Below are 18,662 nucleotides of genomic sequence, written 5' to 3'. Positions count from 1 at the left end.
TCAGATGGCGCGCAGCGTGACCACGAGGTCGAACGGCTCGGCATGCAGCCACGCCTCCGGCGAAGGCGGCGGTCCGCAGGCCGCGGTGCCCAGTCCGTGGTGGCCGTGGTCCAGGTGCAGGTGCACGTCGCGACCCGGGACCAGGTCGTCGGTGTGCCGGGCCGCGGTCAGCTCGGCCGTGCTCCACCGGCGGGCGGTCAGCTCGAACGTCGGATGCCCGATGATCTCCAGGCCGGCGCCGGCCGGATCCGTGAACGACGCCCGGCGCACCTTCGTCCGGTTGCCGTTCTCCTGCGGCCGCACGTAAGGGGTGTGCAGACCATCCACCGTGGACTCGTAGCGGCCGACCAGCGCCGCCGCAGAAGAGTCCACATAGGCCTCGCCCGGCCCGCCGCCGAACCATTCCACGGCGCCCAGCCGGCCCGGGATCGCCATCGACACGCCGGCCCGGGGGAGGGGGAAGGACCAGTCGCCGGTCGGCTCGACGTGCAGCGCGAGGGTGACCGCGTCGTCGTCGGCCGTCCACGTGTACGTGGCCAGCAGGGCGCGGTCGCTGCCCGCAGGCGCGACCCGGCTGGTGACGACGATGGCGCCGATGGTGCCCGCGACCTCCAGCACCCGGTGCGTCATCCGGTGCAGGCCGGCGGCCCGCCACCGGGCGGCGACCGGGTCCGGGCCGAACTCGTCGTTGTCGATCGGCGCCCGCCACACGTCCAGGCGCGGGCCACGTAGCGCCAGGTCGCCGAGCGCGACCAGCTCGCCGTCGCGGAACCGGGCCGGGCCGAGCGAGTACCCCTCCCGCCGTCGACCGGTCCGCTTCGGACGCGTGGCGGCCGACCGCAGCTGGACCTGGCCCGCCCCGACGGTGGCGCCGGCCAGCCGGGCGGTCACGGTCAGCCAGACCTCGCCGTTGCCCGCAGGAACAGCGACGTCCGGTGCGGCAATCGGCGCCGACGAACCAGGTTCGAGCGAAGGCGCCGCCTGCGAGCCGGCGGCGACCGTGGTGCCGTCGACCTCGACGGTCCAGTCGAGCGTGACGCCGGTCAGGTCGCGATGGTCGTAGCCGTTGCGGACGGTCAGCGCCTCGCCGTCGGCCACGAGCCGGACCGGCGCGAAGATGGCGCCGAGCTCGGTCAGGCCCGGTGACGGGGTGCGGTCCGGGAAGACCAGGCCGTCGATGACGAAGTTGCCGTCGTGCACCGGCTCACCGAAGTCGCCGCCGTACGCGAAGTGGTTGCCCCGCCGGATGCCGTGGTCGAGCCACTCCCAGATGAATCCGCCCTGGCAGCGCGGGTAGCGCTCGAACAGCTCGCGGTAGGTGCTCAGCAGGCCGGGCCCGTTGCCCATCGCGTGGGCGTACTCGCAGAGCACGAACGGTAGCCCGTCGGGCGCGGCGCCGATCTCGGCCACCTCGTCCGGTGTCGCGTACATCCGGCTGTGCACGTCGGTGTGCGCGTTCGACCGGTCGCCCTCGTAGTGCAGCGGCCGATCCGGGTCGACGGAGCGCGCCACCGCGGCCATCGCGGCCAGGTTGCGGCCCATGCCGGCCTCGTTGCCCAGCGACCACATCACGACGCTCGGGTGGTTCTTGTCGCGCTGCACGGTCCGGCGCATCCGGTCGACCAGCGCGTCCGTCCACCGTGGATCGTCGGTCGGGTTGTCGCGCCAGCCGTTCTGCTCGAAGCCGTGCGTCTCGAAGTCGTTCTCCACTACCACCCAGAAGCCGAGCTCGTCGCAGAGGTCGAGCAGCGCGGCGTCGGGCGGGTAGTGGCTGGTCCGGATCGCGTTGACGTGGTGCGTCTTCATCAGCTCGAGCTCGGCGCGCACCACGTCCGGCGGCACGACCCGGCCGAGGTCGGGGTGGAACTCGTGCCGGTTGACGCCGCGGAAGAAGATCCGCTGCCCGTTCGCGGTCAGCAGTCCGTCGACCACGGCCACCGTGCGGAAGCCGATCCGCAGCGACACCGTCTCGGTGCCGGTCGACACCGTTGCCTCGTACAACGTGGGTGTCTCGGGTGTCCAGGGAGCCACCGCGTCGAGCACGTGCTCGGTGTTGACGGCGACGTTGTGCAGTTCGAGCGACGGCACTGACAGAACGGCGCCGGAAGGCGCGTCGACCCGCAGCGTGCCCCGCCCGTCGGCAAAGGAAGCATGCACGAACACGTCGTCGATCCCGCCCGCCGGCCGGACCTCCAGCGTCACGGCGCGGAAGATGCCGGGCAGCCACCACATGTCCTGGTCTTCCAGGTAGCTGCCGGCCGACCACTGGTGCACCCGCACCGCGATCAGGTTGGCCTCACCGGGCCGCAGGTGCGCGGTCACGTCGAACTCGTGGGTGAGCCGGCTGCCCTGGGTGGAGCCGACCTCGGCGCCGTTGACGAAGACCCGCCCGTGCGAGTCGACACCCTCGAAACGCAGCAGCACCCGCTGCCCGGCCCAGTCGGCCGGCACGTCGACCACGCGGCGGTGGTCGCCGGTCGGGTTCTCGGTCGGCACGTGCGGCGGGTCGACCGGGAACGGATAGGTGATGTTGGTGTACGCCGGCTGCCCGTACCCGTGCATGGGCCAGCTCGACGGCACCGGCAGCGTGTCCCAGCCGTGGTCGTCGTAATCAGTGGCCCAGAAGTCGTCGAGACCGGTAGCAGTGGGGGAGAGCCGGAACCGCCACGCGCCGGACAGGTCGATCGACGGCGCGTCGGTGTGCAGGGCGGCCCGCGGCGCGACCGTGCCGTGCGGCCGACCGAAGTCGCCGAGGTGGGCGGTCATCCGGCGAACCCGTAGTCGGCGAACCCGGAAACCCCCGGCCGGGCGCGGAACAGGGCCCCGCTGGGCGTCGGGTCGTCGGCCGACGGCCGGGACGTGGTGATGTAGAGGTCGGTCAGGTCCGGCCCGCCGAACGCGCAGGCGGTCGGGCGACCCACGGGCATCTCGATGACCGCGTCCAGGGTGCCGTCGGGGCCGTAGCGATGCACCGCGGCGCCGTCCCAGAGCGCCACCCAGACGCCGCCCTCGGCGTCGAGGCACAGGCCGTCGGGCGTGCCTACCTCGGCCGGCACGGTCACGAACGGCCGCCGGTCGAACAGGTCGCCGGCGGCGTCGACGGTGAACAGGTCGATCCGCTGGGTGCCCGAGTCGACGTAGTAGGCGGTGCCACCGTCGCGTGACCAGGCCAGCCCGTTGGAGATGGTCACGCCCTCCAGCACGACCGTCACGCTCAGGTCCGGGTCGAGCCGGTAGAGCTTGCCGGCGCCCGTCGACTCGTCGGTCGCCATCGAGCCGCAGTAGAACCGGCCCTGGGGATCGCAGCCGCCGTCGTTCATCCGGATCGCACCGGCGGGCCACAGCTCGGGCAGGATCTTCGGCACGCCGGCGCCGGCGTCGAGCAGCGCGAAGCCGCGTTCGACGGCGAGCACGAGGCCGCCGTCGCGCCGGGGGCGGATCGCGCAGACCACGGACGAGACGGGGGTACGGGTGACCGCGCCGTCGCCGGGGTCCAGCGAGAGCATGTCGCCGGCGAGCATGTCGACCCAGTGCAGTCGGCCGGTCGCTGCGTCCCACGCCGGACCCTCACCGTGCCCGGCGAGCCGGTCGGTGACCTGTTCAACGTTGATCTTCATATCCGCCTCATCCTGCCACGCTGACGCGCATGCGGCCTAGGCTGGGGATCATGCCCGACATCACCAACCCAGCCATCAGTGACTATGTGCTCGCCCACTCCTCGGCGTCCGACCCGTTGCTGCGCGAGCTCGCCATCGAGACCAACCGAGCCTTCCCCGATGCGGCCGGCATGCAGATCTCGCACGACGAGGGTGAGCTGCTGACCATGCTGGTCCAGCTCGTCGGCGCCACGCGGGCGGTCGAGGTGGGTGTGTTCACCGGCTACTCCTCGCTCTGCATCGCCCGGGGGCTGGCGCCCGGCGGCTCGCTGCTGGCCTGCGACGTGAGCGAGGAGTGGACCTCGATCGCGCGGCGCTACTGGGACCGGGCCGGCGTCGCCGAGCGGATCAACCTGCGGATCGCGCCGGCGATCGAGACGCTCCGGGCGCTGCCGACGTCGGAGGACATCGACTTCGCCTTCGTCGACGCCGACAAGACGGGCTATCCCGCGTACTACGAGGAGCTCGTCACCCGCCTGCGCCCGGGCGGGCTGATCGTGCTCGACAACGTGCTGCGCGGCGGCCGGGTCATCGACCCGACGGCCACCGGCGAGGCCGACCTCGCGATCCGCGAGATCAACGACCGCGTCGTCGCCGACCCGCGGGTCAGCGTCGTCATGCTGCCGGTGCGTGACGGCGTCACCCTCATCCGCAAGAGCTGACCGGGGGTTCCGGAGCGGTCGCCGCCGGCGACTCGAGCAGCGCCCGCAGCCGCTCGGCGTCGGCGGCGGCCAGCCGGAACGACGCCCGGCAGGAAACCCCGGACCACAGCGAGAGCACCACCATGCCGCGGTCGGCGTAGACGCTGACGCGCATGCGGCGCCCGCCGTCGCGTACGTCGTCGAAGGTGTCGCCAACTCCCGGGAGCGGGTAGACCTCACCCATCCATCGAGGATGCCGGATGCTGCCGCGCGAGGGAACCCCGCACCGGTAACCTCGCATACGTGGCATATCTGGGCAAAGTGCCACCAAACATCTTCGGCATGCCGTTCGGGCTCGCGGGGCTTGCGGGGGTTTGGGGGACGGCGCACTTCTACGGCATCTCCCCCGCGGGCGTCACCGACGCGTTGCTGGTCCTCGCCGGCGTGGTGTGGGTGCTGTCCTGCGTTCTGTACTGCTCCCGGCCGCGCGACGTGCGCGCCGATCTGACCGACAACATCCTCTCGCCGTTCATCGCGCTCGCGCTGATCACGCCGATGCTGCTCGCCGCTCTGGGGCTGCGACCCAGGGCGGCCACGGCGGCCCTGGTGGTGGTCCTCGTCTTCCTCTCGCTCACCGTGCTCTACGGCGGTTGGATCACCGGGCAGTGGATCTACGGCCCGGTCGACGCGCCGAAGATCCATCCGGGCTATTTCCTGCCCACCGTCGCCGGTGGATTCGTCGCGTCGGCCGCGGCCACCGCGGTCGGTCAGCGGCGGCTCGGTGAGGTGATGTTCGGGCTCGGGCTGATCTGCTGGCTCGTGGTGGGTTCGATCATCATGAACCGGTTGTTCGTGAACCCGCTGCTGCCGGCCCCGCTGATCCCGACGCTCGCCATCGAGGCCGCTCCGGCGCCGGTCGCGAGCCTGGCCTACTTCGCGCTCAACGGCTCTCGGATCGACGCGATCTCCTCGTTGATCGCCGGGTACGGCGTGCTACTCGTCATCGCGCAGTTCCGCTTCCTCCCGGCTTACCTCCGACTGAAGTTCACTCCCGGTTTCTGGTCCTTCACGTTCGCCTTCGCCGCCGTCGCCAACGTCATGCTGATCTGGATCAACATGGGTCGGCCGACCGGCCACCTCGCGCTGAGCTGGCTGGTGCTGGGCGCGATCACCCTGCTGATCCTCGGCATCGGCCTGCGCACCCTGGTCGCGATCGTCCGCGGCCAGTACTGGCCCAGGCCGACGCCGCCGGCCAAGGTCACTGGAACAGCTTGACCGCGGTGATCACCGTCTCCACCACTCCGTAGCCCAGCAGGATCGCGATCAGGGTCCAGGACACCGCCAGTCGCCCGCTCATGCCGCCTTCTCCTCCACCAGTTGGACCGGGTTCGCCTGGGCCTGCTCGTGGTATCGCTCCGGGACCGGCCTGATCAGCAGGTTCGCCATGAACCCGATCGCCAGGACACCGACCATCGTGAACAGCGCCGGCCGGTACGCCTCGGCGGTCAGCGAGCCCGGCCTGCCCTGCGCGTCGAGGAAGCCGTTGATGATCAGCGGCCCGGCCACGCCCGCCGCCGACCAGGCGGTCAGCAGCCGGCCGTGGATCGCCCCGACCTGATAGGTGCCGAACAGGTCCCGCAGGTACGCCGGGACGGTGGCGAACCCGCCGCCGTAGAACGACAGGATCACGCCGGCGAGCAGCACGAACAGGGCGGTCGCGGTGTGCCCGACGGCCGCGAGCAGCGCGTACAGCACCATGCCGACGCCCAGGTAGACCATGTAGATCGGCTTGCGGCCGATCAGGTCAGAGGTGGACGACCAGACGAACCGGCCGGCCATGTTGAACAGCGAGAGCACGCCCACGAACCCGGCCGCGGCCGAGACGGCGACCGTCGACGTCGTACCCTCCCGGAAGAAGTCCTGGATCATCGGGCTGGCCTGCTCCAGGATGCCGATGCCGGCGGTCACGTTGCAGAACAGCACGATCCAGAGCAGCCAGAAGCTGCGGGTACGGATCGCGTTGGCGGCCGACACGCTCGCCGTGGTGACCAGCGGCTTGGCGGCGACCGTGGCCGGGTCGAAGCCGTCCGGCCGCCAGCCCTCGGCCGGCACCCGCACGTTGAACACCCCGAACATCATGATCAGGAAGTACCCGATGCCCAGCGTGAGGAAGAGCGCGACGAGCGCGCCGCCTTCCGCGACCGAGGAGCTCACGTTGGGGTCGTAGCCGCTGTCGTAGAACGACAGGAGTTGGCGCGAGGCCGGGCCGGCGATCAGGGCGCCGCCGCCGAAACCCATGATGGCCAGTCCGGTGGCCAGGCCCGGCCGGTCGGGGAACCACTTGATCAGGGTGGAGACGGGGGAGATGTAGCCGATGCCGAGGCCGATGCCGCCGATCACCCCGTACCCGAGGTAGACGAGCCACAGCTGTTCGGTGGCGATGCCGAGCGCGCTGACCAGGAAGCCCGTGGCCCAGAACGAGGCTGAGACGAACATGGCCTTGCGCGGCCCGTTGTTCTCCACCCAGGTGCCGGCGACCGCGGCCGACAGGCCGAGCATGACGATCGCGATGCTGAAGATGATGCCGATCGCGGTCTGGCTCGCCCCGAAGTGCGCGACGAACGAATTCTTGTAGACGCTGGTGGCGTACGCCTGGCCGATGCACAGATGCACGGCGAGGGCCGCGGGGGGAATCAGCCACCGGCTGAACCCCGGTGGTGCGACGGTGTGCTCACGATCGAGAGCGGATAACAGGGCCATTGGGGTGCCTCCTGCCGCATGAATCGTTTTCAATCTAAGGCGATCATGGATGGCCCGCATGTCGAGGCGCGCGGTCCGCGCGGTGCGGTGAGCGGTCGTGGTGGCTCGCCGACCGGACCACCGTCCGTTGATTGGCTCTGCCTCTTCGCTCTCTGGCGTGGCCACCATCGAGGGATGGACCGCTTCCCGCCCACGCCGATGTCCGACCTCGTCGACGAGCCGTGCCGGTACGACCTGGCGGAGAGCACGAGCCCGCCGCTGCTGCTGGGCTCGCTGCTGTCTTCCTCGGGTCTCGAAGACCTGCCCCTCGGGTACGGGACGACGCCCGGCTCGGCCGCGCTGCGTACCGTGGTGGCTTCGGACCTCGGCGTCGACGCCTCCGAGGTGCTGCTGACTCCCGGGGGCGTCGCGGGGATGTTCCTGGTCGCCCTGGTCACCTGCGGCGCCGACGCGCATGCGGTGGTGGCGACGCCGTGCTTCCCGCCGGCCGTGTCGGTGTTGACCGCGCTCGGGGCCTCGGTCTCGACGGTGCCGCTGTCCTTTTCTGCTGGCTATCGGCTCGACGTTCCCGCGATGCTGGCGGCCGTCCGCCCGTCGACCCGGCTGGTCTCGGTCGCCTCACCCCAGAACCCGTCCGGCGTACGGATGGCCGCGCGCGACCTGGCTTCGCTGGTGGCCGGGGTCGCGCGGGTGGCCCCGGACGCCGTGGTGCTGGTGGACGAGACGTACCGGGACGGCGCGTACGACGGTGTGCCGGCACCGTCGGCCGCGTCCCTCGGACCGTCGGTGGTGACGTGCTCGTCGCTGTCGAAGGCCTATGGCGCGCCCGGGCTGCGGGTCGGCTGGCTGACCGCGACGTCGCCCGATCTTTACGAGCGGCTGCGCCGAGCCAAGTTCACCAGCTTGATAAGCGGGTCGGCCGTCGACGAGGCGTTGGCGCTGGAGGTGCTGCGCCAGCGTTCGGAGGTGCTGGGGTCACGCCAGACGGCGTTGCGGGCCGCGCTGGCCACGCTCACGTCGTGGGCTGCGGCGGTGCCGTCGGTGGAGCTGTTGCGCCCGGATGCCGGGGCGCTCTGCTGCCTGCGGTTGGGGCCGGAGGTGTCGGTCTCGCGGTTCTACGCGGAGCTGGCGTCGCGGGACGTGCGGGTGGGCCGCGGCTCGTGGTTCTCCGAGTCGGACCGGGTGTTCCGGCTGGGCTTCGGCCACCTGCCGCCGGACCTGTTCGCGGAGGCGCTGGACCGACTCGGCTCGGCGGTGACCGCGGCTCGGGACGAGTAGGTCCCGACCGTTCCTGCGGTGGGGGCGCGTGTCGCACGGTATGCCTTCTGGCCCTGGATCAGGTCCTGGTCGAACGTGCCGGGGGTCAGCGCCGCTCGACTGCCGTGGTGTCGACCGGGCGGGCCGCGGCGGCGGTTGCCACGTCGGTGCGGTAGGTGCGACGGGCCCGCAACAGCAACAGGCCGTTGAGCAGCAGCGGCACGAGCATGATGAGGAACGCGGAGCGCAGGCCGCCGCCGCGCCCGGCCGGGCCGCCGAGCTCGTCGGCGACGAAGCCGAAGGCGATCGGCCCGGCCGCCTCGGCGGCCAGCTGGAGCACGGTCCGCACGCTCTCCGCCCGACCCCACAGCGCAGCCGGCACGATGTCGAGCCGGGCCGCGCCCAGCGGCGGGTTCGCGGCGGCCAGGCAACAGGCGCCGAGCGTGAAGAAGCCGATGGACACCCAGATCTCCGCGGCCAGCAGGCCGGGCAGGAAGAACAGAGCGGCAGCGGAGTACGCCACCGCCGGCACCGTGACCCGCGCCCGCGTGTGGCGGCGACGTAAGGCCCGGTCGGTCAGCCGACCGCCGAACAGGGTGCCGGCCACCGCACCGAGACCGATCGGGATGACCACGAGGCTGACCAGGCCTTGCGACAGGCCGTACCGATCCAGCGCGAAGATCAAGGCGAACGTCCGCAGACCCGCGAAGAAGAAGTAGCCGATCGCGGTAGCGATGATCAACGTCCGCACGGTACGAATGCCGAGCACGTACCGCGCCGCCTGCCAGAATGTCATGGTGTTCGGGTCGTCCCGCAGCACCCTGTCCTGGTCGGGCGGAACACCCTCGCCGAGGACCACCTCCCGGCCCCGATCGGCCGCCTGCTCCGCGTGGCGGTCCCGCGCCTCCCGGCCTTCGTCCGGGGTGTGGTTCTGGTCGCGGTCGAGCCCCCGTATGCGATGGATCCCGGTGGCGGGCGGCAACCGGCTGGCGCCGGTGCGGCTCGGTTCGGGCATCAACCGCCAGAGCGCGGCCGCCAACCCGAGGCTGAGGACGGCCAGACCCAGGAACGGCGCTCGCCAGGACAGCCAGGCCGCCACGTCGCCGCCGACCAGTAGGGCCAGGCCGGCGCCGACCAGCTCACCGGTGAGTACCCAGCCATAGATCTTCGCTCGTTCACCCGGCGCGAAGAGGTCGCCGATCAGGGACGCGACGATCGGACCCGACGCGGCCACCGCGGCACCGAGCGTGATCCGGGACAGCAACAGCCACAGGTAGTCCGGCGCGAGACCGCCGACCACCATCGAGGCGCCCCAGACCGCGATCGTGATCGCGAGCAACCGGACCCGAGCCGTGCGGTCGGCGAGCACGCCGGCTATCGGGGCAGCGATGGCGCCGACCCCGGACGAGACGGTCGCGAAGAAGCCGAGCTGGGCGTGCGAGATGCCGAGGTCGGCCTCCAGCGGCGCGCCGACCGCTCCGATCGTCCCGCTGTCAGCGGAGTTCAGGGCGAGCACCAGTGCCAACAGGACGATCACGCGAGCCCGGACCGGCCCGCCGAGGGCTTCCGACAGTCGGGCGATCAAACGCCTCGGCCCGGCCCCCGCGCGTACCGCCGGCAGCCGGCCGTCCACCCGTGCCGCATACCCGGCGCGTCGCCCGGGATGCGTCGGCGCGGGCCGGAAAACGTCACACCCTCGGGTTAGCGTCACCGGCATGATCGACGTGTCCAGCTACCTCCGTCGGCTCGGCGTGCGGGCAGAGCCCCCCAGCGCCGCCGCGCTCGCCACGCTGCACCGCGCCCATGCCGAGCGCATCGCCTACACCACGTTCGACATCCACCTCGGCCGCACCACCACCGTCGACCCGCTCGAGTCCGCCGTCCGGATCGCCCGACTAGGCCGCGGCGGCTACTGCTACCACCTCAACGGCGGCATGTCCGCGCTGCTCACCGAGCTGGGCTACGACGTGCGCTGGCACCTGGGCGGCGTCCAGGGCCACGCGGCCGCCGGCCCGGTCGGCGCCAACGGCAACCACCTGGTGCTGACGGTGCACGGCCTACCGACGCCCGAGTGCCCGGCCGGCGTCTGGTTCGCCGACGTGGGCCTGGGCGACGGCCTACACGAGCCGGTTCCACTGACGTCGGGCCCGATCGAGCAGGGTCCTTACACGTTCCACCTGGCCCGGTCGACGGTCGAGCCCGACGGCTGGCGCCTGACCCACGCTCCGACAGGCGGATTCGCCGGCATGGACTTCCGCGCCGCTGAGGCGAAGCCCGCCGACTTCGCGGCGATGCACACCCACCTGTCCACGTCACCGGAGTCGGGCTTCGTCCGCACGCTGACCGTCCAACGCCGCCACGTCGCGGGCGCCGACATCCTGCGCGGCCTGACCTTGACGACCGTCACCGCGACGGGCGTCGCCCGCCGCGACGTCACGAACGGAGAGGAGTGGTGGGCGATGTTGGCGGGCCTGTTCGGCCTAGGCCTGGCCGACGTGACCGCCGCCGAACGGACAGCCCTGTGGGACCGGGTCCGCGCCACCCACGAAGCGTGGACCGCGAGCCAGACCCCTACGTCCTAACGCGACCCGGTCCGCGGCGGCTGCGGCGCTAGCGAGCGCCCGGCCCACCCTCTCGTCGGGCTGCGGCGGCCTGGTCTGGTCGGTCTGCGGCGGGCTGAGGCGCTGGCTCAGCCCATCGCGCGGCAAGCCACCTGCACCGCTTGCGCGTCCAGGCACCCGGTCGCGACGTGTGGGCTCAGCCTCGGGCCCGGTCAGGGGAGGCGGTCAAGGCGCTGTTGCGTCTGTTGTCTGACGACGCTGATGCCGCGGGTCACCGTTGTCACCACCAGGACCGTGACGATGGTCCACAAAGGATAGGCGACATACCGCATGTCGAACTGGGTCCCGTGCAGGGATCCGCCGCGCGCGGTGGTCAGGTCGTAGAGGAGGCGCAGGACGACGAAAGCGACAGTAAGGAGGACGAGTGTCCGCCAACGATCGATCCGGATTTGGTGGTCCGGCCGGCGCGGCTGTTCGAGCGGTGGGGCCTCGCCGGCCGGGCGCGCGTCGTGCGTCGCCGCATCGGGGCTGGCCAGGTTGCCGATCGCGATGAGCCAGCCGGCCGCCGCCCACCTCGAGGCCGACGTGCCGTCGAGTCGTCGCGAGGCGCGCGCCGCGTGACAAAGCCAAGCGACAAAGCATGTCGCGGCGACCAGAGCGGTGGCGCCCCATGCCCGATTGCCCACAGTGGATGGTTCCACGCCCGCCGGAAAGAGGTGGTCAAGCAGGAGATAGGCATACAGGGCCGGTCCGAGGGGGTCGAGGTTGCCGTGCGTCACCGACTCGATCCGCTGCTCGTAGTGGCCCATCGCGAGCACCGTGCGCACCACGTCGGCGACGGCGAACGCGATCAGCGCCCACACCGCCAGCCGGCTCGTCGTGGTTGTTTTGGACCGGTCCGCCACCGGGCGACACCTCCTTCGCGGCTTCCGGAGAGTATGGCGGTCGTCCCGCTATGGGTTCTTACTGGCTCTTCGTCGGGATAAAAACGGACCCGAGCTACCAGAAGCGGTGGCGGTGACACGGCCTTCACCGCAGGCTCGAAGTATGGGCTTCGAGGTAGACCTTCCGCTCGACGAAGAGTTCGACGACATCATGCGGGAGCGGCTGATCGAGCCGGTCTTCCAGCCGGTGGTGTCGCTCGTCGACCAGCGGCCGGTCGGCTACGAGGCGTTCGCCCGGGGGCCGGAAGGCCGGCTGCGTACCCCGGCCGCGTTGTTCGCGGCGGCCGCGGAGGCCGGCCGGGCGGCCGAGCTCGACGAGTTGTGCGCGGTCCTGGCGAGCCGGGCGTTCCACGACGCCGGGATGCCGGAGCTCGCACTCTTCATCAACTTCAACCCCGACACGCTCAGCAACGAGACCGAGGATGGAGTGACACCCGCGTACGCGGAGGTGATGGGGGACAGCAACGTGGTCGTCGAGATCACCGAGAAGGCGGTCACCCGCCGCCCCGCGGGCCTGCTCGACGCCGTCGGTGACGCGCGCAAGCGCACCGCGCGGATCGCGCTCGACGACATCGGTGCCGACCCCGCGAGCCTGGCCGCGATGCCGCTGATCAACCCCGACGTGATCAAGCTCGACCGGACGATCATCCAGGACACGACGGCCGACTCGCACGTCATCAACGCCGTCCTCGAAGACGCCATGCTGCGCGGTGCCCAGATCGTGGCCGAGGGGGTGGAGCGGCACGAGCACGTGGACGTCGCCCGCTCGCTCGGCGCGACTCTCGGCCAGGGCTGGCTGTTCGGCCGCCCCGGCCCGCTCCCGAACGCCATCCGGCCGTCGGACCAGCTGCTCGCCCGGGTGGGTCCGCGACCGGCGTCGCACACGACGCCGTACGACGTGCTGGCCCGCACCGAACCGGTCAGCCTGACCTCAGCGGCCCAACTGGCGGCGATGTCGGAGCAGATCGAGAACCAGGCCACCCAGGCGAAGGACGCGGCGATCCTGGTCGTGAACATCGGCGATCTGCGGTACATGGCGGTGGACAGCCTGATCACGTACGCCTACCTGAACAGCCGCGGCGTCGAGGTCTTCCTGGTCGGCCACGGCGTGCCGTTCACACCGGGCGGCCGGGTACGCGGCATCCCGCTGGCCGAAGACGACCCGCTGCGCGACGAGCGCACGACGCTGCTGGTCGGCACCAGCTACGGCAGCGGCGTCTTCGCCCGCCGCAGGCCGGGCACCGACGCGTTCGACGCCGGCACCTGCTACGAGTGGGACCGCGTGGTCGAAGCGACCCTCCCACTCGTCAGCCGCGTCGAGCAGATCTAGCGTGAAACGGGAGAGCTCCGGTGGCCGAAGCCACCGGAGCCCTCCCCGATCCGAGCCTGGGTCAGCAGGCGACCCGGCCCACCCCGTCCCGGTCGCGCGGGCCGCGGTTGTCCCGGCCGTCACGGCCGCCGTCACGGCCGTCGCGACCGTTGCGCTCGCGGTACGAGCAGCTGTCGAGCGTGCGGCCGCGCGGGCCGCTCAGGGTCGCGGTGTCGCCGTCGTTGTTCCAGATGTGGTTGCCGCTCCGCCAGAAGACGGCCCGGTTGGTGTTGCGGCCGTTTCCGGTGTGCAGGCGGAGCGTGCCGCCGTCGCCGCCGATCCAGACGTTCCCGAAGCGGTAGACGTGGTTTGCCCGGTCCGAGAGCTCCCAGCCGTTCAGGTTCACGGCGCGGCGGCCGTGGTTGACCAGCGTGACGAACTCGCCGTTCAGGCTCTGGTTGGTGCGGGTGTCGCGGCCGGGCGCGTCGTACTGGATCGACTGGATCTGCACCGCGGCCGGAGCCGGGCGCTGCGGACGCGGGGCGGCCGAGGCCGACGCGGCACCGACGAGGACGGACCCGAGGGCGATCAGTGAAGCGGAAGCGATTCCGACGATCTTGCGCACAACTTCCTCCGAAATGTCCTTGGTGGAACGGGGATGTTCAGATCATTGCGGACATCTGGCCCCAAAAGCACGCGGAAAACATCCCCTAACGTCCGAATCGTCCATTTCATCCTAATGCGGTCGTCGGATCAGACGATGATCACCTGTCCGGTCGACTCTGGCCCTCGGCCGTTAGGGTGGCGGAGGGCCAGGAAGGGGCAGGAAATGGACTTTCAGACCGCTCTGACGTCGCTGTTCATGCCGGACGGACGCCTCGATCCGTACCCCGCGTACGACGTCCTCCGCGCCCACGCGCCGGCGTTCGACACGCCGGACGGCCGTTGGTTCGTCACCAGCCATGCCCTGACCAGCCGCCTGCTGCGCGACCCCGGCCTGCGTGTCGCGGACGCCGCCGACTACGACGGTTTCTGGCCGACCTGGCGGGACAACCGTGGCGTCGCGTCGATCGTGCTGTCCATGTTGCAGACCAACGCCCCGGACCACACCCGGGTACGCCGTGCGGCCGCCGCCACCTTCACCGCCCGGCGTGTCGCCGCCCTCCGCGACGTGATCGCCGGCCAGGCGGAGGACCTCGTCAAGGCCATGCCGGCCGAGGCCGACTTCATGACCGCGTTCGCGTACCCGCTGCCCATCGGGGTGATCTGCGCCCTGCTCGGCATCCCGGAGAGCGACCGCCCCTGGTTCCGCCAGCGCGCCGCGGACCTGACGGCGGTGCTCGAACCGATCAGCACCGAGGAGGAGATGCGCCTCGCCGACGTGGCCGGGCGCGACCTGGAGGACTACTTCATCGGGTTGATCGCCGAGCGCCAGGGGAACCCGCAGGAGGACCTGACCAGCGCGCTGGTCGCCGCCGCGGCCGACGAGGCCGCCCTGACCGGCGCGGAGCTCCTCGCGAACCTCGTGCTGCTGCTGGTCGCCGGCTTCGAGACGACGACGAACCTGCTCGGCACCGGCATCGCGATCCTGCTGGAGCGTCCCGAACTGGCCGACCGGTTGCGCGCCGACCCGGACCTGGCGCCGGCGTACGTGGAGGAGATGCTGCGCTACGACTCGCCGGTGCAGCTCACCTCCCGCTCGACCACGGAGCCGCTGGACGCCGGCGACGGCCTGACCCTGCCGGCGGGCGCGGAGCTGACCATCCTGCTCGGCGCCGCCAACCGGGACCCGGCCCGCTACCCGGACCCGCACCGCTTCGACCCGGATCGCACCAACATCCAGCCGGTCTCGTTCGGCGGCGGTGCCCACTATTGCCTCGGCGCACCGCTGGCCCGGCTCGAAGCCCAGGTCGCCTTCCCGCTGCTGCTGACCATGCTGCCCCGCCTGTCGCTCGCCACCGGCGCCGAGCGCCGCGACCGCCTGGTCTTACGCGGCTACGCGACGCTGCCGGTCACCACGACCTAAGCCAGGCCTTCGTCCTAGGATGCCTTAGAGGGTGTGACCACACCGGGCAGTGGCACGTAAGTCGCGGGCCCAGAAGATTAGGCACGCGGGGAGCGCGGCGAAGTGGGTGGTCAGCGGGCGACTTCCCGCAGCGAGCGAATCACGCCCCAGCCCGCGGTCATCGGGGGTCGCGGCGCAGCGGGTGGTCCGGTGGCACCTCGACCAGCACGATGCGTACCCCGTCTGGATCTTCGATCGACATCTCGATCAGGCCCCACGGCTCCGTCCGGGGTGGACGGGTGACCGTCACCCCGGCTGCGACCAGGCGGGCATGCTCCGCCCGCACGTCGCGCACCTGGAGCCAGAGCTGGATCGGACCCGGCGGCTCGAACGCCGACCCGCCCGAGACCTCCAGCAACCCCTGACCCAGGAAGAAGACCAGCCCGGGATGGGAAGGTGGCCCGAACTCGCGGTAGACCGCGAGCCCGAGCACCTCCCGATAGAACCGTTGGCTGCGCTCGACGTCGGACGGTCGGAGCAGGATGCGGCTGCTGAGAACCTCCATCCCTCCAACATGCCCTGTCGCGGCGCGTTCAGAGGGTCAGTTGTCGTCCAGCGGGTCGCGCATCGCTCGGCCACCCACCCCGCAGTTCGGGGCCGACCAGAACCGGCTCGGGCGGCCGTCGACGTGGGTGTGGTCGTTGTGGTCCGGGTAGCCCGGGCCGAGGATGCCCGCGAACCCGTGGTTGCGGGCCGCCTGAGCGAGCGTGCACAGCGAGTGTGGCCCGGAGCCGAGGTCGGCGGCGTCGCCGTACAGGTGCCGGCTGCTGCTCGCCCCGCCGACCGCGCTGTTGCACGCCTGGCTGCGGAAGCCGCTGGTCACCCGGATCTGCTGGTCGCCGAGGGCGTGCCGGAGCGCCTGGAGCTTCCACATCGTGACCAGGGCGTTGAACCGGGCGGTCGACGCCGACACGTTGCCGCCCGCCCAGGTGCTGTTGCAGTTGTTGAGCTCCGCGTAGGAGAAGTTGACCGGCGTGCAGTCGTCGTCCTGCAGCGCGTAGAGGCGGTTGAACGTGTTGGGGCCGGCGATGCCGTCGGCGCTGAGGCCGTACGCCTGCTGGAACCGGACCACGGCCGACCGGGTGGCGGGGCCGAAGGCGCCGTCGATGCCGAGGACGCCGCCGGTGCCGGGGTAGCCGGCGACCCGGATCTGGAGCTGGCGCACGTCTTCGCCGGACATCCCCTGGGACAGCTGACGGCCCCAGGTGTAGCAACCGTCGGCCTGCGCGGCACCCGCGGTGGTGACCAGGCCGACCGCTGTCGACGCGACGGCGAGGGAGAGGACTGCGAGAAGCTTGGTGAGTACGCGGCGCATGGAGCGCCTCCCGTCAAGGTCAAGTGGAAAACATTGACGGATGGAAGTATCTCCATGCAACATGATGGCGTCAATAATCGCCAGCGAACAACAATCAAGCGGCAAAAAACTACACCGAGGTCAGCGCAGCCGGGGCAGCTTCTGGCGGGCCACCACCACGTCGTGGAACGGGTCGCCCTCGGTTGCCAGTCGCTTCATGATCGTACGCAGCGTGAACGCGTCCGGCTTGAGCTTCGGGGAAAGCTCGTCCCAGTGGATCGGCGCCGACACCGGCGCACCCGCGGCCGGCCGTGGGCTGTAGGGCGCGACCAACGTGTTGCCAATCGCGTTCTGGGTGTAGTCCAGCCGCGCCAGCCCGTCCCGCTCCGACTTCTGCCACTTCCAGCTGACCAGGTCCGGCGCGGCGGCCCCGACCGTCCGGGACAGCTTCTCCACCCAGGCGCGCGTGGTCGCGTACGACGGGCCCCTGGTGATCGGGATCCAGATCTGGATGCCGCGTTTGCCGGTCAGCTTGGCGCGGGACAGCACGCCGAGATGGTCCAACGCCTCGCGGTGCAGCCGCGCCAGCGTCACCAGGTCCGCCCACTTCGTGTCGGTGCCCGGGTCCAGATCGATCAGCGCGTACGTGGGCTTGTCCGGCTTGTCCACCTGCGACGTCCAGGCGTGCCACTCCAGCGCACCGGAGTTGGCCGCCCACAGCAGCGCCGCCGGTTCGTCGGCGACGAGATAGGTCCGCGAGTCGCCCGGCGCGGCGTCCGGGTTGTCCCAGCGGGCGAGCCACTCGGGCGCGTGCCCGGGAAGCTCCTTCTGCCAGAACCCCTTGGTGCCCGCGCCGTCGGGATAGCGGTGCAGGTTCAGCGGCCGCCGGGTCAGGTAGGGCAGGATCGTCGGCGCGATCTGCGCCGTGTAGCGGAGGAAGTCCCGCTTGGTGATCGGCCTGCCGCGCCCGCGACCCGGGAACAGCACCTTGTCGAGGTTGGTCACCTTCAGGTCGCGGCCGAAGACGTGCCAGGTGCCCTGGGTCTTGAGCTTGTCGAGCGCCTTGAGCTCGTCCGGGTCGGCCGCCGTCGCGGCGTCGGGCTTCAGGGCCAGGCTGGCCGTCGCCGCCGGCAGGTCCGACCGCCACAACCGGTCCGGGTCGGCTTTCACCTCGTCGTTGGTGCGCCCCGACAGCACCGACCGGGGATGCTTCTCCGGATCCCAGTTCGGCGTCGCGTACGCGTCCTTCTTGTGCAGCAGGATCCAGTCGTCGGCGCGGGTGCGTACGAAGACGAACCGGCCCTTCAGTTTCTCGCCGTGCAGGTCGGCATGCAGCTCACCGTCGGCGAGGGCCTGCGCCGGGTCCTGCTCCTGCGGCTCCCACGTGCCGGTGTCCCAGACGATCACGTCGCCGCCGCCGTACTCGCCGGCCGGGATGACGCCCTCGAAGTCGATGTACTCCATGGGATGGTCTTCGACGTGGTACGCGCCGCGGCGCACACCGGCAGCCAGCGTCGGACCCTTCGGCACGGCCCAACTCACGAGCACACCATCGATCTCCAGGCGTACGTCGTAGTGGAGGTTGCGGGCGCGGTGCCGCTGCACGACGAATCGCCGGCCGCCGTCGCTCGTGGTGCGGCGCGTGCCCGACGGCTCCGGCGTCTTGCCGAAGTCGCGCTTGCCCCGGTACGGCGCGAGCTTCTCGCGCGGCGTCACCACGGTCGGGACCGTCGGCGCCGGCGGGGAGCGGCGGTGCGGCCGACGAACCAGGTCATCATGGCCAGTGCGGCGACGACACCCAGGGCGGCGACGCCGGGCCGATCCCACATGATCAGCATCAGCGGCGTCAGGGCGAGCAGCGCGACGATGACCACGATCGGCACCACGAGCCCCACCCATTGCCGGCTGCGCCCCCGCATTCGCCGGGCGAACCGTGGATCTTCGAGCGCCAGGTGCCGCTCGATCTCGGCCAACCGCTGCCGGTCGCTCTGACTGAGCACGGCCATCGCCTCCGTACAACCTGTCGTCATGCCGTACATATCGGCGCATACCCAGCCCGCCGACCTTCATGCCCCTCAGCCGCTTTGCTCTGCACCCACATACGCATCACCGGTAGCCGGCCTACCGGTGATGCGTATGTGGGTGCAGAGCAAAGGCCCGCGAAGCGGGTGGCTG

General features: G+C 71.1%; 18 protein-coding genes. 6 read left to right on the top strand and 12 right to left on the bottom strand.

What is annotated here, in order from left to right; all coding sequences use genetic code 11:
* Both CHC05_RS02910 and CHC05_RS02905 read right to left on the bottom strand, forming a co-directional pair.
* Positions 1–2,766: a glycoside hydrolase family 2 TIM barrel-domain containing protein gene (locus CHC05_RS02910; protein WP_089244313.1), complete on the bottom strand. Its 2,766-nt coding sequence runs from the start codon at positions 2,764–2,766 to the stop codon at positions 1–3.
* Positions 2,763–3,617 carry an SMP-30/gluconolactonase/LRE family protein gene (locus tag CHC05_RS02905; RefSeq protein ID WP_089244311.1) on the bottom strand — a complete coding sequence of 285 codons (855 nt, stop codon included), beginning with the start codon at positions 3,615–3,617 and terminating at the stop codon, positions 2,763–2,765. The genes CHC05_RS02910 and CHC05_RS02905 overlap by 4 nt, the downstream gene beginning before the upstream one ends.
* A 50-nt stretch (positions 3,618–3,667) precedes the next feature.
* Between CHC05_RS02905 and CHC05_RS02900 the strand changes: the two genes are divergently transcribed.
* Positions 3,668–4,318, top strand: coding sequence for an O-methyltransferase (locus tag CHC05_RS02900; protein WP_089244309.1), 651 nt, complete (start codon positions 3,668–3,670; stop codon positions 4,316–4,318).
* Here CHC05_RS02900 and CHC05_RS02895 read toward each other — a convergent pair.
* Positions 4,302–4,541 carry a hypothetical protein gene (locus tag CHC05_RS02895; RefSeq protein WP_089244307.1) on the bottom strand — a complete coding sequence of 80 codons (240 nt, stop codon included), beginning with the start codon at positions 4,539–4,541 and terminating at the stop codon, positions 4,302–4,304. The two genes, CHC05_RS02900 and CHC05_RS02895, sit on opposite strands and share 17 nt — an antisense overlap.
* A gap of 59 nt (positions 4,542–4,600) precedes the next feature.
* Between CHC05_RS02895 and CHC05_RS02890 the strand changes: the two genes are divergently transcribed.
* On the top strand, positions 4,601–5,572 hold the full coding sequence (locus CHC05_RS02890) for an SLAC1 family transporter (protein WP_218824403.1): 972 nt from the start codon (positions 4,601–4,603) through the stop codon (positions 5,570–5,572).
* On the opposite strand, the gene CHC05_RS43360 is transcribed toward CHC05_RS02890, so the two are convergent.
* Together CHC05_RS43360 and CHC05_RS02885 are read right to left on the bottom strand one after the other, a co-directional pair.
* Positions 5,556–5,654 carry an MFS transporter small subunit gene (locus tag CHC05_RS43360; protein WP_425426701.1) on the bottom strand — a complete coding sequence of 33 codons (99 nt, stop codon included), beginning with the start codon at positions 5,652–5,654 and terminating at the stop codon, positions 5,556–5,558. The genes CHC05_RS02890 and CHC05_RS43360 overlap by 17 nt on opposite strands.
* Complete coding sequence (locus tag CHC05_RS02885) at positions 5,651–7,057, bottom strand: OFA family MFS transporter (protein ID WP_179266024.1); 1,407 nt, start codon at positions 7,055–7,057, stop codon at positions 5,651–5,653. The genes CHC05_RS43360 and CHC05_RS02885 overlap by 4 nt, the downstream gene beginning before the upstream one ends.
* Before the next feature lie 174 nt (positions 7,058–7,231).
* On the opposite strand from CHC05_RS02885, the gene CHC05_RS02880 reads away from it, so the two are divergent.
* Positions 7,232–8,335: a pyridoxal phosphate-dependent aminotransferase gene (locus tag CHC05_RS02880; protein ID WP_089244303.1), complete on the top strand. Its 1,104-nt coding sequence runs from the start codon at positions 7,232–7,234 to the stop codon at positions 8,333–8,335.
* Between the two features lie 85 nt (positions 8,336–8,420).
* On the opposite strand, the gene CHC05_RS02875 is transcribed toward CHC05_RS02880, so the two are convergent.
* Positions 8,421–9,947, bottom strand: a complete 1,527-nt coding sequence (locus tag CHC05_RS02875) for an MFS transporter (RefSeq protein WP_179266023.1) — start codon at positions 9,945–9,947, stop codon at positions 8,421–8,423.
* Positions 9,948–10,029: 82 nt separating this feature from the next.
* On the opposite strand from CHC05_RS02875, the gene CHC05_RS02870 reads away from it, so the two are divergent.
* On the top strand, positions 10,030–10,896 hold the full coding sequence (locus CHC05_RS02870) for an arylamine N-acetyltransferase family protein (protein WP_089244299.1): 867 nt from the start codon (positions 10,030–10,032) through the stop codon (positions 10,894–10,896).
* A gap of 191 nt (positions 10,897–11,087) precedes the next feature.
* On the opposite strand, the gene CHC05_RS02865 is transcribed toward CHC05_RS02870, so the two are convergent.
* On the bottom strand, positions 11,088–11,780 hold the full coding sequence (locus CHC05_RS02865; protein ID WP_089244297.1) for a DUF4328 domain-containing protein: 693 nt from the start codon (positions 11,778–11,780) through the stop codon (positions 11,088–11,090).
* A 142-nt stretch (positions 11,781–11,922) separates the two neighbouring features.
* Here CHC05_RS02865 and CHC05_RS02860 point away from each other — a divergent pair, with 142 nt between their 5' ends.
* Positions 11,923–13,149: an EAL domain-containing protein gene (locus CHC05_RS02860; protein WP_089244295.1), complete on the top strand. Its 1,227-nt coding sequence runs from the start codon at positions 11,923–11,925 to the stop codon at positions 13,147–13,149.
* A 61-nt stretch (positions 13,150–13,210) separates the two neighbouring features.
* Here CHC05_RS02860 and CHC05_RS02855 read toward each other — a convergent pair whose 3' ends face one another.
* Entirely contained in the window at positions 13,211–13,753 is a 543-nt protein-coding gene (locus CHC05_RS02855; protein ID WP_089244293.1) for a lamin tail domain-containing protein, read from the bottom strand.
* 204 nt (positions 13,754–13,957) lie between these two features.
* Between CHC05_RS02855 and CHC05_RS02850 the strand changes: the two genes are divergently transcribed.
* Positions 13,958–15,154 (top strand): cytochrome P450, encoded by a 1,197-nt coding sequence (locus tag CHC05_RS02850; RefSeq protein WP_089244291.1) that lies wholly within the window; start codon positions 13,958–13,960, stop codon positions 15,152–15,154.
* 157 nt (positions 15,155–15,311) lie between these two features.
* Here CHC05_RS02850 and CHC05_RS02845 read toward each other — a convergent pair whose 3' ends face one another.
* The 4 genes from CHC05_RS02845 to CHC05_RS02830 all read right to left on the bottom strand — a co-directional run bounded on the left by CHC05_RS02845 (position 15,312) and on the right by CHC05_RS02830 (position 18,517).
* Positions 15,312–15,698 (bottom strand): VOC family protein, encoded by a 387-nt coding sequence (locus tag CHC05_RS02845; protein ID WP_089244289.1) that lies wholly within the window; start codon positions 15,696–15,698, stop codon positions 15,312–15,314.
* Between the two features lie 36 nt (positions 15,699–15,734).
* On the bottom strand, positions 15,735–16,508 hold the full coding sequence (locus CHC05_RS02840) for a D-Ala-D-Ala carboxypeptidase family metallohydrolase (RefSeq protein ID WP_089244287.1): 774 nt from the start codon (positions 16,506–16,508) through the stop codon (positions 15,735–15,737).
* 120 nt (positions 16,509–16,628) lie between these two features.
* A complete protein-coding gene (locus CHC05_RS02835; protein ID WP_089244285.1) occupies positions 16,629–18,206 on the bottom strand; it encodes a non-homologous end-joining DNA ligase LigD in 1,578 nt (525 codons plus the stop codon).
* Positions 18,200–18,517 (bottom strand): DUF3040 domain-containing protein, encoded by a 318-nt coding sequence (locus CHC05_RS02830; RefSeq protein WP_179266022.1) that lies wholly within the window; start codon positions 18,515–18,517, stop codon positions 18,200–18,202. Before CHC05_RS02830 ends, CHC05_RS02835 begins: the two co-directional genes overlap by 7 nt.
* Positions 18,518–18,662 lie beyond the last annotated feature (145 nt).

It is taken from the genome of Asanoa hainanensis (genome assembly GCF_900188485.1).
Classification (GTDB): domain Bacteria; phylum Actinomycetota; class Actinomycetes; order Mycobacteriales; family Micromonosporaceae; genus Asanoa; species Asanoa hainanensis.
This window is presented reverse-complemented; position numbering and strand designations above follow the sequence as displayed.